At 76.4% G+C, this 17794-nt stretch carries 15 protein-coding genes; 9 read left to right on the top strand and 6 right to left on the bottom strand.

Going from position 1 to position 17794, the window contains the following annotated elements; genetic code table 11:
- Positions 1 to 35: 35 nt before the first annotated feature.
- Genes BJ983_RS12740 through BJ983_RS12725 form a run of 4 tightly spaced genes read left to right on the top strand, consistent with a single transcriptional unit; the run spans position 36 to position 4874 of the window.
- On the top strand, positions 36 to 1592 hold the full coding sequence (locus BJ983_RS12740) for an ABC transporter substrate-binding protein (RefSeq protein ID WP_343054090.1): 1557 nt from the start codon (positions 36 to 38) through the stop codon (positions 1590 to 1592).
- Positions 1589 to 2563, top strand: a complete 975-nt coding sequence (locus BJ983_RS12735) for an ABC transporter permease (RefSeq protein ID WP_343054089.1) — start codon at positions 1589 to 1591, stop codon at positions 2561 to 2563. The genes BJ983_RS12740 and BJ983_RS12735 overlap by 4 nt, the downstream gene beginning before the upstream one ends.
- Positions 2560 to 3330 carry an ABC transporter permease subunit gene (locus tag BJ983_RS30840; protein WP_218890254.1) on the top strand — a complete coding sequence of 257 codons (771 nt, stop codon included), beginning with the start codon at positions 2560 to 2562 and terminating at the stop codon, positions 3328 to 3330. The genes BJ983_RS12735 and BJ983_RS30840 overlap by 4 nt, the downstream gene beginning before the upstream one ends.
- A complete protein-coding gene (locus tag BJ983_RS12725) occupies positions 3327 to 4874 on the top strand; it encodes an ATP-binding cassette domain-containing protein (protein WP_179794121.1) in 1548 nt (515 codons plus the stop codon). Before BJ983_RS30840 ends, BJ983_RS12725 begins: the two co-directional genes overlap by 4 nt.
- On the opposite strand, the gene BJ983_RS12720 is transcribed toward BJ983_RS12725, so the two are convergent.
- Both BJ983_RS12720 and BJ983_RS12715 read right to left on the bottom strand, forming a co-directional pair.
- The gene (locus tag BJ983_RS12720) at positions 4828 to 5421 is read right to left on the bottom strand and encodes a GNAT family N-acetyltransferase (RefSeq protein ID WP_179794120.1); all 594 of its coding nucleotides are present in this window, start codon (positions 5419 to 5421) and stop codon (positions 4828 to 4830) included. The genes BJ983_RS12725 and BJ983_RS12720 overlap by 47 nt on opposite strands.
- A 34-nt stretch (positions 5422 to 5455) precedes the next feature.
- Positions 5456 to 5722, bottom strand: a complete 267-nt coding sequence (locus BJ983_RS12715) for a hypothetical protein (protein WP_179794119.1) — start codon at positions 5720 to 5722, stop codon at positions 5456 to 5458.
- 229 nt (positions 5723 to 5951) lie between these two features.
- Between BJ983_RS12715 and BJ983_RS12710 the strand changes: the two genes are divergently transcribed.
- The 3 genes from BJ983_RS12710 (at position 5952) to BJ983_RS12700 (ending at position 10799) form a co-directional block, all read left to right on the top strand.
- Complete coding sequence (locus BJ983_RS12710) at positions 5952 to 6389, top strand: LapA family protein (protein WP_179794118.1); 438 nt, start codon at positions 5952 to 5954, stop codon at positions 6387 to 6389.
- A 14-nt stretch (positions 6390 to 6403) separates the two neighbouring features.
- Positions 6404 to 7495 (top strand): class I tRNA ligase family protein, encoded by a 1092-nt coding sequence (locus tag BJ983_RS12705; protein ID WP_179794117.1) that lies wholly within the window; start codon positions 6404 to 6406, stop codon positions 7493 to 7495.
- A gap of 286 nt (positions 7496 to 7781) precedes the next feature.
- A complete protein-coding gene (locus BJ983_RS12700) occupies positions 7782 to 10799 on the top strand; it encodes an MSCRAMM family adhesin (RefSeq protein WP_179794116.1) in 3018 nt (1005 codons plus the stop codon).
- Between the two features lies 1 nt (position 10800).
- On the opposite strand, the gene BJ983_RS12695 is transcribed toward BJ983_RS12700, so the two are convergent.
- Entirely contained in the window at positions 10801 to 11934 is a 1134-nt protein-coding gene (locus BJ983_RS12695; RefSeq protein WP_179794115.1) for an outer membrane protein assembly factor BamB family protein, read from the bottom strand.
- Positions 11935 to 11993: 59 nt separating this feature from the next.
- Between BJ983_RS12695 and BJ983_RS12690 the strand changes: the two genes are divergently transcribed.
- Both BJ983_RS12690 and BJ983_RS32280 read left to right on the top strand, forming a co-directional pair.
- A complete protein-coding gene (locus BJ983_RS12690) occupies positions 11994 to 13742 on the top strand; it encodes a proline--tRNA ligase (RefSeq protein WP_246325578.1) in 1749 nt (582 codons plus the stop codon).
- A 106-nt stretch (positions 13743 to 13848) separates the two neighbouring features.
- Positions 13849 to 14937 carry a nucleotide disphospho-sugar-binding domain-containing protein gene (locus tag BJ983_RS32280; protein ID WP_179794114.1) on the top strand — a complete coding sequence of 363 codons (1089 nt, stop codon included), beginning with the start codon at positions 13849 to 13851 and terminating at the stop codon, positions 14935 to 14937.
- Positions 14938 to 15018: 81 nt separating this feature from the next.
- On the opposite strand, the gene BJ983_RS12680 is transcribed toward BJ983_RS32280, so the two are convergent.
- From BJ983_RS12680 to BJ983_RS12670, 3 genes are all read right to left on the bottom strand, one after another.
- Positions 15019 to 15696, bottom strand: coding sequence for a hypothetical protein (locus tag BJ983_RS12680; protein WP_179794113.1), 678 nt, complete (start codon positions 15694 to 15696; stop codon positions 15019 to 15021).
- Between the two features lie 245 nt (positions 15697 to 15941).
- Positions 15942 to 17156 carry an MFS transporter gene (locus BJ983_RS12675; RefSeq protein ID WP_179794112.1) on the bottom strand — a complete coding sequence of 405 codons (1215 nt, stop codon included), beginning with the start codon at positions 17154 to 17156 and terminating at the stop codon, positions 15942 to 15944.
- On the bottom strand, positions 17153 to 17746 hold the full coding sequence (locus BJ983_RS12670; protein ID WP_179794111.1) for an HAD-IA family hydrolase: 594 nt from the start codon (positions 17744 to 17746) through the stop codon (positions 17153 to 17155). Before BJ983_RS12670 ends, BJ983_RS12675 begins: the two co-directional genes overlap by 4 nt.
- Between the last annotated feature and the right edge of the window lie 48 nt (positions 17747 to 17794).

Raw genomic sequence — 17794 nt, 5'->3', positions numbered from 1 at the left:
AGCGTGGCGCGGTGCTGACGTCCGGTGTCAGCCGTGTGCCACCGCTGACACCGACGGGCGGTACCACCCGCCGCCGCTTCCTCCAGATCGGCACCGCCCTCGCCGGCAGCGCCGCCCTCGCGGCCTGCAGCTCCGGCCCGGCCGCACCCGCCGTCGGGACCCCGCGCCCGGGCGGGACGCTGCGGGCCGCCTTCGCCGGCTCCGGGGCCACCGAGACCCTCGACCCGCACACGCAGAACCTGTACGCCGAGCTGGCGCGGGCGAAGATGCTCTACGACAAGCTCGCGGAGTACGGGTCGGACCTGTCGGTGGTGCCGCGGCTCGCGGAGCGGTTCGAGCCGAGCGCGGACCAGACGCGGTGGCGGGTCCCGCTGCGGGCCGCCCGGTTCCACGACGGGCGCCCGGTGCGCGCGGCCGACGTCCTCGCGAGCTACGCCCGCATCCTCGGCCCGACGCCGGGCATGCGCGGCCGCTCCGGGCTCGCCACCCTCGACCTGCCGAACTGCCGCGCGATCGACGACCGCACCGTCGAGTTCGCCCTCAAGGCTCCCTACGCCGAGTTCCCCAACGCGACCGCCGCGCTCGGCACGGCGATCGTCCCGGAGGGGGCGACCGACTTCGACCGCGCGCCGGTCGGCAGCGGCCCGTTCCGCTTCGAGTCCTTCGAGCCGGGCCGGCGCTTCCGCGTGGTGCGCAACCCCGAGTACTGGGAGGGCGCGCCGCTGCTCGACGCCGTCGAACTGCTCGTGTCCAACGACGAGGCCGCGCGGGTCAACGCCCTGCTCGGCCGCCAGGTCGAGTACGCGCACGACCTCTCGCCGACCACCGCCGCGGGCTACGCCGACCGCGTCGTCGTGACCCGGCTGCCCCGCAGCTCCATGCAGTCGCTCGCGATGAAGGTCGACCGGCCGCCGTTCGACCGCCCCGAGGTGCGGCAGGCCATGTACGCGATGGTCGACCGCGAGGAGATGGTGCGGACACTGCTGGCCGGGTCGGGCACCGTCGGGAACGACCTCTACGGCAAGGGTTTCCGCTACTACGCCGACGACATCCCGCAGCGCACCTACGATCCCGACCGCGCTCGGGCGCTCGTCCGCGCCGCCGGGCTCGAGGGCGTGCGCATCCCGCTGGACACCGCGGCGGCGGGCTCGGGGATGGTCGAGGCCGCGTCGGTGCTGCGCGACCAGGCGGCGCGGGTCGGGCTCACGCTCGACGTCGTCACCGGCAACGCGTCGACGTACTACAGCGACGTCCGCGACGAGGGCGTCCTCGCGGTCTACCGGTCGGGCGCGCTGCCGATCGAGTCGCACATCTCGCAGCGCCTGCTCTCGACCTCCGCCACCAACTTCACGCAGTGGCGCCGCCCCGCCTTCGACGCGCTGTACGCGCAGGCCCAGGCCACCGGCGACGACACCGCCCGTACCGGTCTCTACCGGCAGATGCAGCAGCAGCTCCACGACGACGGCGGCTTCCTCGTCTGGGGCTTCTCCGACTTCCTCGTCGGCTCCGACCCCCGCGTCGGCGGCATCGACCCGACCGCCCCTGCCAACACCCTCGACTGGGCCCGCTTCGACCGGGTCTGGCTGGCGTGACGGCGGTCCTTCCCCGGTCCCGACGGCGGGTCCTGCCGCTGCCGGGCTCGCTGGGGGCGTACGCGGTACGTCGCCTGGGGCTCGGGGTGGTGCAGGTCCTGGTGGTCGCGGTCGTCGTGTTCCTGCTGACCGACCGGCTCTCCGGCGACGCCGCCGTCGTCATCGCGGGCGACGACCCCGACCCGGTGACGATCGCGGCGCTCCGCGCGGAGCTGGGGCTCGACCGGCCGGTGTGGGTGCGCCTCGGCGAGTGGCTCGGCGGGGCGCTGTCCGGTGACCTCGGGAGCTCGCTCGTCACCGGGCGGGCGGTGACCGCGGTGATCGCCGACGGGCTGCCGGTCACGCTGCTGCTCGCCGGGCTGACGCTCGTCGTCCTGGTCCCGCTGTCCCTCGCGCTCGGGATGCTCGCCGCCCGGCGCGAGGGCGGGCCGGCCGACCGCGTGGTCACGGCGACGACGATCGGGCTGTACTCGCTCCCGGAGTTCGCGCTCGGCGTCGTGCTCGTGACGGTGTTCGCGGTGCAGCTGGGGTGGCTGCCGCCGACCGGCATCGGGGTCGCGGATCCCGCGGTGTTCGTCCTGCCCGTCGTCGTCCTGCTGGCCCGGCCGGTCTGCTCGCTGTCGCGGCTGGTCCGCGCGGGGATGGTCGACGCACTCGCCTCCGACCACGTGGCGCATGCCCGGCGCGTCGGGTTCTCCGACCGTGCCGTGCTCTGGCGGCACGCCCTGCCCGGAGCCCTCACACCCGCCGTCCAGCAGCTCGCCCGGACGACGGACTGGCTGATCGGCGGCGTGGTCGTCGTCGAGGCCGTGTTCGTGCTGCCGGGCCTGGGGACCGCCCTGGTCGACACGATCACCGCCCGCGACGTCCCGGTGGTCGCCGGCATCGCGCTCGTCCTGGCGTGCGGGACCGTGCTGTTCAACCTCGCGGCGGACCTGCTCGCGCGGCTCCTGAACCCGGTGGCGTCGTGAGGGGCCGGCTCGTTCCGGGCCTGGTGCTGCTCGCGGTGCCCGTCCTCGTGGCGCTCCTGGGTCCGCTCCTGGCGTCGGCGTTCTCGGCGCGCGGGGTGGCGTTCGGTGGGACGGGGGTCCTCGGCGGCGACTTCGTGGGGCGGGACGTGCTCGGGCAGGTGCTGCGCGGGGGCGCCTCGGTGGTCGGCGTCGCGGTGCTCGCGACCGCCGTCACCTACGCGGTCTCCGGGCCCCTGGCGCTGCTCGCGGCGACCACCCACCGTCGGGCGGTGGACGAGGCGGTGATGCGGCCGCTCGACGTGGTCGTCGCGATGCCCTCGATGTTGCTGTTGCTGCTGCTCGTGCCGATCGTGCCCGGCTCCGCGCTGGTGGTGGCCGGGGTCGTCGCGCTGATCAACCTGCCCGACGTCGTGCGGATCGTCCGCGCGACCGCGCTCGCCGTGGCCGCCGGCACCGCGGTCGAGGCGCTGCGGATGCAGGGGGAGGGCGTGGTGCGTGTCGGCGCCTACGTCCTCCGCTCGGTGCGCCGGGTGGTGCTCACCGACCTCGGCACCCGGTTCACCGGGGCGCTCTACCTCGTCGCGTCGGCGGCGTTCCTCGGTGTCGGCTTGTCCGCCGACGACCCGAACTGGGCGGTGATGGTCGACGCCAACCGCGACGGGCTGTTCGTCAACCCGGCCGCCACCGTCGTCCCGGCGCTGCTGATCATCGCGCTGTCCGTGGGCGCGAACCTGACCTCCGACCGGCTGCTGGGAGGTGCCCGGTGATCGCCGTGGAGGGACTGCGCATCGTCGCCGGGTCGGCCGTGCCGGTCGACGACGTGTCGTTCACCGTCGGGGCCGGCCGGGTGCTGGCGCTGGTGGGGGAGTCGGGCAGCGGAAAGACCTCGACGGCGCTGGCGCTGCTCGGGGAGGCCCGGCCGGGGACAGTGGTGACCGGCTCCGTCGTCGTGGACGGGTCCGTCGGCTACGTGCCGCAGCACCCGGGATCGGTGCTGCACCCGGTGCGTCGGGTGGGGTCGCTGCTGCGCGAGACCGCGCGGCACGCCGGGGTCCCGCGGGCCGAGGTGCGTGCGGCCGTGCGCGACGCGCTGTGCCGCGCCCAGGTCGCCGACCCCGACGAGCTCCTCGGCCGGCACCGCCACCAGCTCTCCGGCGGGCAGCAGCAGCGGGTGGTGATCGCCCAGGCGCTGCTCGGTGGGGCCCGGGTGATCGTCGCCGACGAACCCACGACCGGGCAGGACACCCCGACCCGACGTCGCGTCGCCGAGGAGCTCGCGGCACTGGTCGCCGACGGGGTGACGCTCGTGCTGTGCACCCATGACCTCGCCCTGGTCCGGGCGCTGGCCGACGACGTGGTGGTGCTGCGCCGGGGCGTGGTCGTCGAGGGCGGACCGGTCGCCGACGTGCTCGGGACGCCGCGGCACGAGTACACGCGGGCGCTCGTGGCGGCGGAGCCCGGTGTCCCCGGTGTCCGCGGTGTCCGCCCGTCCCCCGATGTCAGCGGTGGCACACGGTGCGCACCGAAGGTCAGCGGTGGGCCACCGCTGACCGCCGGCGTACCCGTCCTCACCGCCACCGACGTCACCGCCGACCACCGCGCCCGCGGCCGCTCCCGGCGCGCCCTGCACGGCGTGTCGCTGGAGCTGGAGGTCGGTGCCCGGGTCGCGCTGGTCGGCCGGTCGGGGAGCGGCAAGACGACCCTCGCGCGCGTGCTCGCGGGTCTGCACGCCCCGTCGTCGGGAACGGTGGAGTTGCGCGGCGAGCCGCTCGCGGCGCACCTGACCCGCCGTCGCCGGGACCAGGTCGCGGCCGTGCAGTACGTGTTCCAGGACGCGCGTGCGTCCTTCGACGAGCACCGCCCCGTGCTCGACCAGGTCGCCCGGACGGCCCTGCTGCTCCGTGGGCACGCGGACGCGGGGGAGCGGGCGCGTGCGTGCCTGGCGCGGGTCGGGCTCGGCGCGGACGTCGTGACGCGGCTCCCGCGCTCGCTGTCCGGCGGGGAGCTCGCGCGGGCGGCCCTGGCACGGGCCCTGCTCGCGGAGCCGGAGGTGCTCGTGTGCGACGAGGTGACCGCGGGGCTGGACACGCTCACGCGGGGCGGCATCCTCGACCTGCTGGCCGGCACGGACGCGGGGCTACTCGTCGTGACCCACGACCCGGCGGTGGTCGCGCGACTGGCGGAGGACGTCGTGGTGCTCGACGAGGGGCGGGTGCTCGAGCGGGGACCGGTGGCGCAGGTGCTCGCCGACCCCCGCGAGGAGCTCACCCGCGCGCTGCTGGGCTCCCCGGTCCCGACGCCGACCCGCTGAGCACCGGGACGTCGATCTCGAAGTGCACGACGCCGGTCCCGTCCGGCCGCCCGTCGTGCACCTCGCGGGCGATGCTCCGCCAGAACGCCTCGGCGCCGGGCACCGAGACGTTCGAGTGCAGGTAGATCGTGTCGTAGCCGCCGTCGGCCGCCACCGCGTCGACGGCGGCCGCGACCAGGTCCCGCGCCAGCCCGCGGCGCCGGTGCGCGGCCCGGACGTACACCCGGAAGATCTGCGCGACCGACGGGCCGGTGTAGCGCTCGGCGAGCCACGCGGCGTGCGGCGGGTGGTTCGGGCCCTGGTTGCGCACCGCCGTCGTCCCGACGACCTCCCCGTCCGGGGCGAGCGCGACGACGAGGTGCTGCCGCGGGGTGTCGAGGTAGGCGCCCTCGAGGTCGACCACGTCGTGGTGCCAGCGCGGGACGTAGCCCGTGCCGAGCTCGCCGTAGAAGGTGTCGAGCATGACCGACCGGGCGCCGTCGAGGACCGGACCGCCCCGGTCGCCGTCGGTCGCGGGACGGACGAGGTAGCCGTCGGGCCGGGTCATGTCGCAACCCTATGGCAGGTGCATTCTGCGGCCGTCAGAGGTCGAAGATCCCGCTCGTGATCGGCGTGGTCGAGGGCGGGAAGGGGCCCGCGCCCGGCACGTCGGCGTTTCGGCGGCTGCGGGTGCCCGTCCCGGCGGGGCTCGCGTCGGGCTGCCCGGCGGCCGTGGCCTCGGCGAGCGCCACCGGGCGGACCACCGCCGTCCCGGGCGCCGGGAGCACGGCGCTGAGCGTGCCCGCTCCACCGAGCGCCGCGATGCCGGCGAGGGTGGCGGTCAGTCCCGTGCGGTGCTGCAGCTTCATGACGGCGAGCCTGCGGCGCCGTGGTGGGGCGTGGCTCGGAGATCGATGAGGGCCGGCTGTGCGCCGGTCGGTCCCGGGAGGCGCGACTGGCTCCTCCGACGCGTTCGGTGAGACGGATCGGCCACCGATGATCCGCACGGGCGCCCGGAGGTCCTCGGACCGGTGCCCGCGGCCTGCTGCCGGACGTGTCGGCTCCCGGTGAGGCCTGCGAGAGGCCAGGATGAGCGCCATGACCGAGAAGGACGCGGCCGGCACTCCCGACCTGACCGCGCCGTCCCCCGCCGACGGACCCACCGTCGAGCAGTCGACCGTCGCCCGCCGCGACACCCCGCCGCCCGCGGAGCGCGAGACCGAGCGCCTGCCCGGGGGCACCGCCGGCGCGGCGCCGACCCGCACGCACGCCACCCCGAGGACCGGCCCGGGGCGCACCCGCATCGGCGGGGCGTGGATCGGGCTGATCCTGGGCGCGGTCGTCCTGGTCTTCCTGCTGATCTTCATCCTGCAGAACCTGGACCCGGCGCGGGTGCAGTTCCTGGGCTTCCAGGCGGAGCTGCCGCTCGGCATCTGGATGCTCTTCTCGGCGATCGCCGGCGTGCTGCTCCTGGCCATCCCGGGTCTCGGGCGGATGATCCAGTGGCGGCGCGCCGCGCGGGGCCCGAAGCGCTAGACGCGACGGGCAGGATGGCGGGTGTGACCTCGCGCCTCGCCCTCGCCGGAGAGCCGCTGCCGACGGTCGGGCGTGCCCGCGCCTACGTCTGCGGCATCACCCCGTACGACACGACCCACCTCGGCCACGCCGCGACCTTCGTCTGGGCCGACGTCGCCGCGCGCGTGCTGCGCCGCATCGGCGTCGGCGTCGAGGTCTGCCGCAACGTCACCGACGTCGACGACGTCCTCGACGCGGCCGCCGAACGGGCCGGGAGCCGCTTCGACAGCTTCGCCGCGGTCGGCCAGTTCCGCTTCGACCGCGACATGGCGGCCCTCGGCGTGCGCCCGCCCGCGCACGAGCCGCGGGCGCACAACCACGTCGACGACGTCGTCCGCCTCGCCGCCGGCCTCCTCGAGCGCGGCGTCGCCTACGAGCGCGACGGGGAGGTGCTGCTGCGCGCGTCCGCCGTCGGCCTCTCCGGTTCCCTTCCCGACGACGGGTCGTCGCAGGTCCCGCCCTCGGCCCGCGCCGAGGACCCGGCGGACCCCACCGTGTGGCGTCCCGCCCTGCCGGGCGAGGCGGCGTGGCCGAGCCCCTGGGGCGACGGCCGTCCCGGCTGGCACGCCGAGTGCGCCGCGATGGCGCTGTCGGTGCTCGGACCGGCGGTCGACCTGCACGTCGGCGGCGCCGACCTACGCCACCCGCACCACGCCACCATGGGCGCGATGGCCGAGGCCATGACCGGGGTGCGGCCCTTCGCCCGGGCGCGCCTGCACGTGGGGACGGTGCAGGTCGACGGAGCGAAGATGGCCAAGTCGGCCGGCAACCTCGTCCTCGTCTCCGACCTGCTCGAGACCTGGCCCGCCGCGGCGGTGCGCCTCCTGGTGCTCGACCGACCGTGGGCGCAGGCGTGGGATGTCCGACCCGACGACGTGGCCGGCGCGGCCGACCGTCTCGAGCGCCTCTACTCCGCCGCCGGACGCCACGTGGACGGCGCCGCGGCCGCCGACGCGGTGGTCGGCGCGCTGCTCGACGACCTCGACGTCCCGGCCGCGCTCGCCGTCGCCGAGACCGAGGGTGGGGAGGCCGCCCGGGTGGCGCTCTCGGTGCTCGGACTGGCCTGAGCGCAGGGATGCACGGGGTCGGCCGGGACATCCGGGGGTGCGGTGGCGACCGGCGGATGAAGATCCGACGTTCTGGGGCGCGTCGCACCAGTGCCCGGGCGTGTCGCCACGGAGTTCCGGATCTTCGTCGGGCCGGTCGGCCGGGATCCGGAAGGGCACCAGGGTCCCGCCGGAGGTGATACTCCTGTGACACGCGGGGCGGATGTGCCGCGGAACTCCGCCGCGCTGCCTACGGTGTGACGTCGGGCGCCGGTCGGGTCGACCCGGGGGAGCGGAGGAGGGCGTCATGCGCTGGGGCGGACCCGACGAGGTGACCCTGGAGCCGGCCGAGCCGCCCGCGCCGCGAACCTCCCCGGAGAACGAGGCCGTTGCCGACGACGGGTCACGCGAGGCGCGGACCCGCTCGTCCTGGCGGTCCCGGCGACGGGGCAAGGACACCGGCCGTGCCTCCGGATCGGACACCGACCGGTCGACCTCGGACGTCGACGACACCCCGGCGTCCGCAGAGAAGGAACGGGCCGACGACGAGCCGTCCCGGCTCGCCGCGTCCTCCGCGTCGACCGCGCCCGCGGCCTCGTCCGCGCCCCGTGAGGACGTGACCGCCGTGGCCCGGCCCGACGCCGGTCCGACCCCCGCGCCCACCCGTGACGACCGCGACGGGCCGAAGGCACCCGCGGCCCGGACCGAGACCGCGCCCTCCCGCGACACGGCCCGCCCGGGTCCCGCCGGGCCATCCGGTGGTCGGGGCCCCGGTGTCGCGCCCGCGCCGGAGCCGTCCGCACGCTCGGCCCCGTCCCGGCCCTCCCTGTGGCGCGGCGGTCGGTCCTCCGGGTCGAAGCCGGCCGCCCCCTCGCCGCGCCCGCAGGCCGGTCCTCCCACGGAGCCCGACGCCTCCGCCCCCGACACCGCAGCCGAGACGACGGTCGCACCGCGCACCCCGCCGTGGCGCACCCCGGGACTGACGCCCTCGGCCGACGACGCCCCGTCGCCGCGCGAGCAGGACACCGTGCCGAGCGCGCGCGCCGTCCCGACCCCGACCCGGTCGCCCGAACCCGCGCCGTCGCCATCCGGCTCCACGACCCCGGGCTCGGGCTCGGACAGGACCGGGAAGGCCGCGGCGGCGACCGGCGCGGTGGCGGGTGCCGCCGCGTCCCGCGCAGTGACCTCGGACAAGGCGCCCGAGGCGGTGCCGGAGAAGGCGTCGGCCTCAGGCGACGCGACGCCCGAGAAGGCGCCCGGGAAGGCGCCCCAGGCGGCGGGGACCACGGCGACCGCCCCCGACCGCCCGCGGCCGACCGAGCCCGACACGGTCCGCACCACCACGCCGATCGAGTCCGACGACCGCCGCGCCGGGGCCACCGACACGGCTGAGACGACCGAGACGATCGACCGGGTCCGCGGGACCGACGACCGCCGCACCGCGCCGGCCGAGACGACCGAGACCATCGACCGGGTCCGCGAGACCGGGGGGCGCGAGACCGACGGGCGCGGGACCGACGAGCGCGGCACCGATGCTCGGGTCGCCGACCGGGGCCGCGCCGACGACCGCCGACCCGACGCGGGCACCGACGTCATCGACCGCGTCGACGAGGCGCCGACGACCGAGTCGTCGCGACGCGGTTCCGGCCGGGGCGGCGCCGTCCTCGGCGCCGCGGCTGCCGGAGTGGGCGCCGTCGCCGGGGCGATCGCCGGGCGCTACCGCACGCGCTCCGACCGCGACCGTCCCGCCACCGGCCGGGCGACTCCGACGCGGGCCGACACGCCCACCACGACGTCGCCGACCACCCCGCCGTCGGACCGGACCGAGGAGACCGGGCCCGCGGCACGGACGACGGCCACCACCGGCGCGTCCGCCGCGACCGCCGCCGGCGCTGCGAGCGCCACCGGCTCGACCACCGAGCGCCCGTCCACCGACCGCCCGACCAGTGAGCGCCCGACCGGCGACGAGGCGTCCTCGTCGACCAGGGCCACCGGCGCTGCGGCGGCCGCGGCGGGGACGGCGGCCGTTGCAGCCACGTCGACGTCGTCGGCCGGCACCACCAGCGGCACCGCGACGACCGACACCACCGTCGGGTCCGCCACGGGCACGCCCACCTCGACGGTCTCCGAGGCCCCGACGACGCCCTCCTCCCCGGCCGTCGACCGTGCCGCGCTCGCGTCCCCGGCCCCGGCGAAGGACCCGGCGCCTGCCGCAGCACCGGCGCCGGCGAAGGACCCGGCCCCCGAGTCCGCCGCCGAGCGCACGGAGATCACCCCGTCCGAGCGCACCGACGTGATCTCGCCGGTCGAGGAGCCGCGTCCGAGCACCGAGCCCCGCCCCGGGGTCGTGCGCGACCGGCGCCGCCGACGGCGGGTGCTGTTCGCGTTCGTGCTCGCGGCCCTCGTGCTGGCGGCGTTCCTCGGGCTGGTCGCCCTGATCACCGACCACGCGGGCGGGTCGACCCCGCCGCGCGCGGAGTCGGCCGACCCGGCGCTGACGGTCCCGGCCGAGACCGCGGCGCCGCCCTCGCCGCCGCCCGTGCCGCAGCTCCCGCGGGGCGGCACGACGTTCTTCCCGCAGCACCGGATCGTCGCCTACTACGGCACCGCCGGCACCGACGCGCTCGGCATCCTCGGCGAGGGTGCCCCCGCCGACGCGGCCGCGAAGCTCGAGGCCGCCGCGGCGCCGTTCGCGACGCCGGGAAAGACCGTGCTCCCGGCGATGGAGCTCATCGTCTCGATCGCGAACAGCACGCCCGGTCCGGACGGGACGTACCACTCGGACATCGACGAGGCCGAGGCCCGGCAGTACCTCGCGGCGGCCCGCGCGAAGCAGCAGGTCATGATCATCGACATCCAGCCCGGGCGGGCGGACTTCATGACCGCCGTCCGGCCCTGGGAGAACCTGCTCCGCGAGCCCGACGTCAGCCTCGCCCTCGACCCGGAGTGGCGGATGCCGCCCGGCCAGGTGCCCGGGAAGTCGATCGGCACGGTCAGCGCCGAGGAGGTCAACCAGGTCTCGAGCTGGCTCGCGAACCTGGTGACGACGAACAACCTCCCGCAGAAGCTGTTCGTCCTGCACCAGTTCACGCCGAACATGATCACGAACCCGGAGCGGCTGCAGATCCCGCCGCAGCTCGCCGTCGTCCAGCACATCGACGGCTTCGGCGCCCCGCCGAACAAGATCGGCAAGTACCAGGAGCTGCAGCGCCCGCAGCAGCTCCACCTCGGGTTCAAGCTCTTCATCGACGAGGACACCCCGACCCTCACCCCGCAGCAGGCACTCGCGCTCACACCCCCGCCGGACCTCGTCACCTACCAGTAGGTCAGCGGAGCCCGACCACGACGGAACGCCCCGCCCGGTTCGCCACGACCACCGCCCCGGGTGCCGGCACGAGCACCGGGTTCTCCGGGAGACGGGCCGGTCGGCCGAGCGGGCGCCCGTCGTCGGGAGCGAGGTCCCCGAGGTCGATCGGCGGCCCGGTGCCCACGACGACGGAGTCGCCCAGCTCGTCGGAGCACGCCTGCAGGACCGCCGCGGGCAGCACGAGCACGCTCGGCCCCGCACACGGAGCGGGCGGAGCGGGCACGGCCGAGCCGGTCGCGAGGTCGAGCGTGGCGACGGCCGGCACGAGGCGGTTCAGCAGCTCGATCCGCGGCAGCCCCTCGCCCAGCAGCGGCGATCCGGCGGTCCGCGGCACCCGCGCCCGTACCGCCCCGGTCCGCGGGTCCACGAGCAGGCGGGGCTCGGGCCCCGTCACGACGACGAGCGTCCCGTCGCTCGCGGACGCGAGCCCCGCGCTGCCGGCGGGTTCCGACGGTCCGGCGTCGAGGCGCCACCGCTCCCGCCCGGTCCGCTCGTCGAGCCCGCGCAGCACGGTCCGACCGGCGCACCACTCGGCCACCGGCACCGCACCCGCGGACCACTGCGGGTCCGCCGTCCGCTGCTCGCAACCCGGCGTCGTGCGCCGGCTCCAGAGCTCGGTCCCGACGGCGAGGTCCCGCGCCTCCTGCTCCGCGGCGGCACCCGCGAGCCGGGTGAGCACGACGACGGAGTCCGTGAGGAGGGCCGTCCCGTCGACGTCGTCGGACCAGCGCGGCGTGCCGGTCAGCCCGTCGAGCACCGTCACGGTGGCGCCGTGCCCGAGCACCACCGACCTGCCGTCGGGAGAGGCCTGCAGCGCCGTGAGCTCGACGCCGGGACGGGCGTAGCGCCAGCGCGGTGTCCCGGTGACCCCGTCCAGCGCCGTCACCCCGTCGTCGTCGGCCACCACCACCCCGGCGCCCACCCGGACGACGGCGTGCAGGGGGGCGGGGGAGGTCCAGCGCCAGGCCACGTCGGTCGGGACGGCGGGCACGGGGGCGACGGCGGTCGGCGCGGCCGTCGTCGAGACCACCGGGGCCCCGGCGCAGCCCGTGACGAGCAGGACCGCGACCGCCACGACCACGAGCCGCACCATGACGGGCAGTCTGACCCGCCAGGCGAATCCGGGATGCGCGCCGTCAGTAGGCTCACCGCATGGCACGAGGCGTCACCCGCATGTCCGAGCTGTTCCTGCGCACGCTGCGCGAGGACCCGGCCGACGCCGAGGTGACCAGCCACAAGCTGCTCGTGCGCGCGGGCTACGTGCGGCGGGTCGCGCCCGGCATCTACTCGTGGCTGCCGCTCGGGGTGCGGGTGCTGCGCAACGTGGAGCGGATCGTGCGCGAGGAGATGGACGCGATCGGCGCGCAGGAGGTCCACTTCCCGGCGCTGCTGCCCCGCGAGCCCTACGAGGCGACCGGCCGCTGGACCGAGTACGGCGACACGCTGTTCCGGCTCAAGGACCGCAAGCAGGCCGACTACCTGCTCGGGCCGACCCACGAGGAGCTCTTCACGCTGATGGTGAAGGGGGAGACGTCGTCCTACCGGGACTTCCCGGTGACGCTCTACCAGATCCAGACCAAGTACCGGGACGAGGAGCGGCCCCGCGCGGGCATCCTGCGCGGCCGCGAGTTCACCATGAAGGACTCCTACTCGTTCGACCTCACCGACGAGGGCCTGGCCGACTCCTACGCCGCCCACCGGCTCGCCTACCAGCGGCTCTTCGACCGGCTCGGCCTCGAGATCCAGATCGTGTCGGCCATGTCCGGCGCGATGGGCGGGTCGGCCTCGGAGGAGTTCCTCGCGCCCTGCGACGCCGGTGAGGACACGTACGTCCGGTGCCTGGAATCGGGCTACGCCGCCAACGTCGAGGCCGTCACCACCACGCCGCCGCCCGAGCAGTCGACCGACGACAAGCCGGAGGCGACGGTCCACGACACCCCGGACACCCCGACGATCGACTCCCTGGTCGCGGTGGCGCGCTCGCTGTTCCCGGACCGCGACTACACCGCGGCCGACACGCTGAAGAACGTCATGGTGAAGACCCGGCTGCCCGGGGCGGACGAGTGGCAGCTCCTCGGCGTCGGCGTGCCCGGCGACCGCGAGGTCGACATGAAGCGCCTCGAGGCCGCGGTCTCGCCCGCCGAGGTCGCGCTGCTCGAGGACGCCGACTTCGCCCGGAACCGGTTCCTCACCAAGGGCTACATCGGCCCGGTCGGCCTGCAGAAGAACGGGGTGCGGTTCCTCGTCGACCCGCGCATCGTCACCGGCACCGCCTGGATCACCGGCGCCGACGAGCCCGGTCGGCACGTGTTCGACCTCGTGTGCGGCCGCGACTTCACCCCGGACGGGACGATCGAGGCCGCCGAGGTCCGCGCGGGCGACCCGTCGCCCGACGGTGCCGGCACCCTCGTCGCCGCCCGCGGCATCGAGATGGGCCACATCTTCCAGCTCGGCCGGAAGTACGCGCAGGCACTCGGGCTCGAGGCGCTCGGTGCCGACGGCAAGCGGACCACGGTGACGATGGGCTCCTACGGCGTGGGCGTCTCGCGCGCGGTCGCCGCCATCACCGAGCAGCACGCCGACGCCAAGGGCCTGGTGTGGCCGCGCGAGGTGGCGCCGTTCGACGTGCACCTCGTGATCGCCGGCAAGGACGAGACCCAGCGGGCGGCCGCCGAGACGATCGCCGCCGGCCTCGCCGAGACCGGCCTCGAGGTGCTCCTCGACGACCGCAAGGCCTCCCCGGGCGTCAAGTTCGCGGACGCCGAGCTGCTCGGGATGCCGACCTCGATCACGGTCGGTCGCGGCCTGGTGAACGGCGTCGTCGAGGTCACCGAGCGGCGGTCCGGCGAGCGGCGCGAGGTGCCGGTCGACGAGGTCGTGAGCGCGCTGACCGGCGCCTGAGCACGCGCCGGGTGCCGGCAATGCGTCACTGCGTGCATCCGGTGACGCCGAAAGGCGGCACCGTCGGAGCATGGTGGCCCGACCCCGGGTCGATGATCATGAACGCGTGCGCGTGCTCCTCACGTCCTTCCCCGCCGTGGCCCACGTCCTGGCCCTGCGCCCGGTGGCCACCGCGCTCGTCGCCCGCGGCCACGAGGTCGCCCTGCTGAGCGCTCCCAGCGCGGCGCCGCTGCTCCCGCCCGGCGTCCGGCACGTCGTCGCCGGGCCCGACCTCGACGAGCTGCTGGCGCTGCCCCGGCCCGAGGGGGAGCGCCCGGACGGGCTGCCGATCGACGTCGGGCACTTCTTCGGCGGCCTGCGGGCCACCGTGGCCCTGGACGCCGCGAGGGCGGCCCTGGGCTCCTGGCGGGCCGACCTGGTCGTCGCCGAGGGGCTCGACGGCCTCGGGCCCGTGTTCGCCGCGGAGTGGGACGTCCCCCTCGAGATCGTGTCGCTCGGTCCGGTCTGCATGGCCGACGTCGACGCGGACATCCGCTCGACCGTGCTCGCCGCCGGGTTGCCGGTCGCCCCGCCCCGACGTCGCCTCGACCCCTGGCCCGAGGCCCTCCGCCCGCCGGGCTGGGCCGCCCCGGGACCGCTCACCCCGGTCCGGGCCGAGCTCGCCCTTCTCGACGCCGGGTCGGTGCCGGTCGCGCTGCCGGCCGGCGGCGGCCCCGTCGTCCTCGTGACGCTCGGGACGCTGTTCCTCGACGGCCCGACGCTCGCCGGCGTGGTCGACGCCGTCACCGCGGCCGGGGTGCGGGCGGTGGTCGCCCTGCCGCCGATGCTCGACACCCTGGAGGTGGCCCACCCCGACCGGGTCGCCCTGCGCCCCTTCGGACCGCTCGGGCCGGTGCTCGACCACGTCGACGGCGTCGTCTGCCACGCGGGCGCGGCGACCGTGCTGGCCGCGGCGATCCACGGGCGGCCGCTCGTGGTGGTCCCGCAGGGCGCCGACCACCACGTCAACGCCGCCGGCGTGGAGGCGGCCGGCGCCGGACTGCGGGTGTCCGCGGTGGACGGACCGGACGCGATCGCCGGGGCGACCACCGTCGTCGTCGGGAACGGGGACCACCGGGAGCGGGCGGCGGCCGTGGCCGCCACCATCGCGGCGACCCCGGGCTGGGACGACGTGGCGGCCGGCCTCCAGGGCTGACGCCGCGGGTGGAGATCCGCATCCCTGGGGCGCGTCGCCGCTCCCCGTCGGCGTGTCGCCGCGGACGTCCGGATCTCCGGGTCACCCCAGGCTGACGCACACCCCGGCGACGACCTTCGCGCAGACCTTCACGCCGGAACCACCGGAGCCGCCCCCGGAGGTCGACCCCGACGACGAGCCCGAGCCACCGGACGGCTTCGACCCGCCGGAGGAGCCCCCCGACGACCCACCCGACGAGCCGCCCGAGGACGAACCGGAGGCGCCGCGCGACGGCCCGCCCGACGACGACCCGGACCCACCCGAGGACCCCGACGACCCCGCACGGGCCGCAGGAGCGCCGGCGCCCGACGACGCCCCGCCCGCCTGCGGGGCCGCCGCCCTCGCCGCGCCCGGGGCGGCCTGCGCCGCGGGCACGGGGGTCGACCCCGCCACCGGCGCGACGGCGACCGGCACGGTCGGCGCGCCGGCCACACCGTGGCCACCCGGAGCACCCGGAGAACCGGAAGTGCCCGGCGGCAGCCCCGTCGTCTCCGCCGCGACAGCCGGCCCGGGCAGGGTGGCGCCCTCGATGACGGCCGGGCTCACGGTGCTCGCACCCGGGTCGGAGTCCCCGAGGATGAGCAGGGTCGCGACCCCGGCCACCCCCAGCACGGCGGCGACGGCCACGGCGAGCGTCACGAGGGCGCCGGTGACGCGACCCCGCGCCCGCCGTCGGCGGTGCCGCGGAGGTGCCGGCCTGCTGCGCGCCACGACCTTCACGACGGGTCTCCTTCCCCACGCCGGGCGGGGGGCACACCCGCCCCGAGGTCCCGGCGAGAGGGTGTCGCCGCAGGTCGAGCCCCCGTGACCCCCGCTCGGGGCCTTCCACCCGCCCGGAGCACCGACACCGCCCCGACGGACGATCACCGGGCACGCACACGGGAACGGCGGCACCCGGGAGACACCCGGATGCCGCCGTCTGCTCCCTCCGGGAGCGGGGTACTCGGCAGGCTTGCCGCCCGTGCTCAGGCGCGCGAGCGGCGCTCCAGCGCGACACTCACGCCGAACACCGCGAGGCCGAGCAGCGGCAGGGCCGCCCCGACCAGGGCGGGGGCGTCGTAGCCGAACCCCGCGGCCAGGACCGCACCCCCGAGCGCGGCGCCGATCGCGTTGGCGACGTTGAACGCCGAGTGGAAGCTGGCCGCCGCGAGCGACGGACCCTCTGCAGCGAAGTCCATCAGGCGACCCATGAGCGCGGGCCCCGCCGACATACCGACGAAGCCGAGCAGGAACAGCCCGACGGCCGCCGTCGCGGCCTGGTGCGAGGCGAGGACGAAGGCGAGGAGCACGAGGGTGTAGACGCCGAGGGCGCCGGCGATCGTCGCCCGCGGCGCGCGCTCGGCGAGTCGGCCGCCGACGACGTTGCCGACCGTCATGCCGATCCCGAGCGCCCCGAGGAGCAGCGGGACCGTGGTCGCGGCGACGCCGGCGTTCGTCGTCAGGATCGGGCTGATGTAGCTGTAGACCGCGAAGAGGCCACCGAAGCCGGCGCTGATCGCGCCGAGGGTCAGCCAGACCTGCGGGCGGGTCAGCGCGGTCAGCTCCCCGCGGACGCTGCCGCCCTGGGCGGACGCGGCGTTCGGCACCAGCGTCACCACCGCGACCACGGTGATCAGGGCGATGACCGTGACCGCCACGTACGCCGACCGCCACCCGAAGGTCTCGCCGAGCCACGTCGCGGCGGGCACGCCGACGATGTTCGCGATCGTCAGTCCCAGCATCACGGACGCGAGGGCACGCGCCCGCTTGGCCGGTTCCACCAGCGCGGCCCCGAGCACCGCGGCGGTGCCGAAGTACGCGCCGTGGGGGAGGCCCGCGAGGAAGCGCAGCGCCACGAACGGCACGAACGCCGGGGCGAGCGCGGACAGCGCGTTGAACACGACGAGGGCGGTCGCGAGGGCGACGATCAGCTTCTTGCGCGCCCACCGGGCGCCGGCGATCGCGATCAGCGGGGCGCCCACGACGACGCCGAGGGCGTAGGCGCTGATGGCCACGCCCGCCGTCGGGACGGAGACGCCGAGGTCGGCGGCGAAGCCGGGCAGCACGCCCATGCTCGCGAACTCGGTGGTGCCGATGGCGAGCCCGCCCAGGCTCAGGGCGGCGAGGCTCACCCCGGCGGGGACCCGGTGGCCGAGTCCCCGGCTCCGGGTCCCGGGTGCGGTCTCGAGGACGGCGCTCATCGCGTCAGCTCCAACAGGTCGGTGAGGCTGGTGATCGGGAGATCCGCGTCGATCCCCTTGAGTCCGGCGACCCGCGCGCCGGCGGCCCGCCCGGCGTCGGCCCCGGTGACGGTGTCCTCGACGACGAGGCAGCGCGTCGGGTCGACGCCGAGCACCTCGGCGGCGTGCAGGTAGCCCTCGGGGTGGGGCTTGCCGTGGGTCAGCAGGTCGCGGGTGACGAGGGTGCGCGGCGTGATACCCGCGGCGCCGAGCCGGAGCCGGGCGAGCCGGTCGTCGGCGCTGGTGACGACGGCCCACGGGGTGCCGGCGTGGTCGAGGGCGGCGAGCAGGTCGTGTGCGCCGGGGGCGGCGACGACGCCGTCGAGGTCGCGGTACTCCTGCGCGAGCTGGGCCCGCCCGTGCGCCTCGGCGTCCAGGTCGGGGCGCACCGCGCGCACGGTGTCGGCGGCGGGGCGACCGGGCATCGTCGTGAGCACGAGGTCCTCGTCGACCTCGTTCTCCCGCGCCCAGGCGCGCCAGACCCGCTCGACGACGGCGTCGGAGTCGACGAGGGTGCCGTCCATGTCGAACAGCACGGCGTCCACGCCCATCAGCCCTCCGTTCACCTCGACGTAGCTTTTACTCGCCAACCGAGCATA

It is taken from the genome of Actinomycetospora corticicola (genome assembly GCF_013409505.1).
Classification (GTDB): Bacteria; Actinomycetota; Actinomycetes; order Mycobacteriales; family Pseudonocardiaceae; genus Actinomycetospora; species Actinomycetospora corticicola.
The sequence above is the reverse complement of the archived record's forward strand: the minus strand, read 5'-3'. Positions and strand labels throughout refer to the sequence as shown.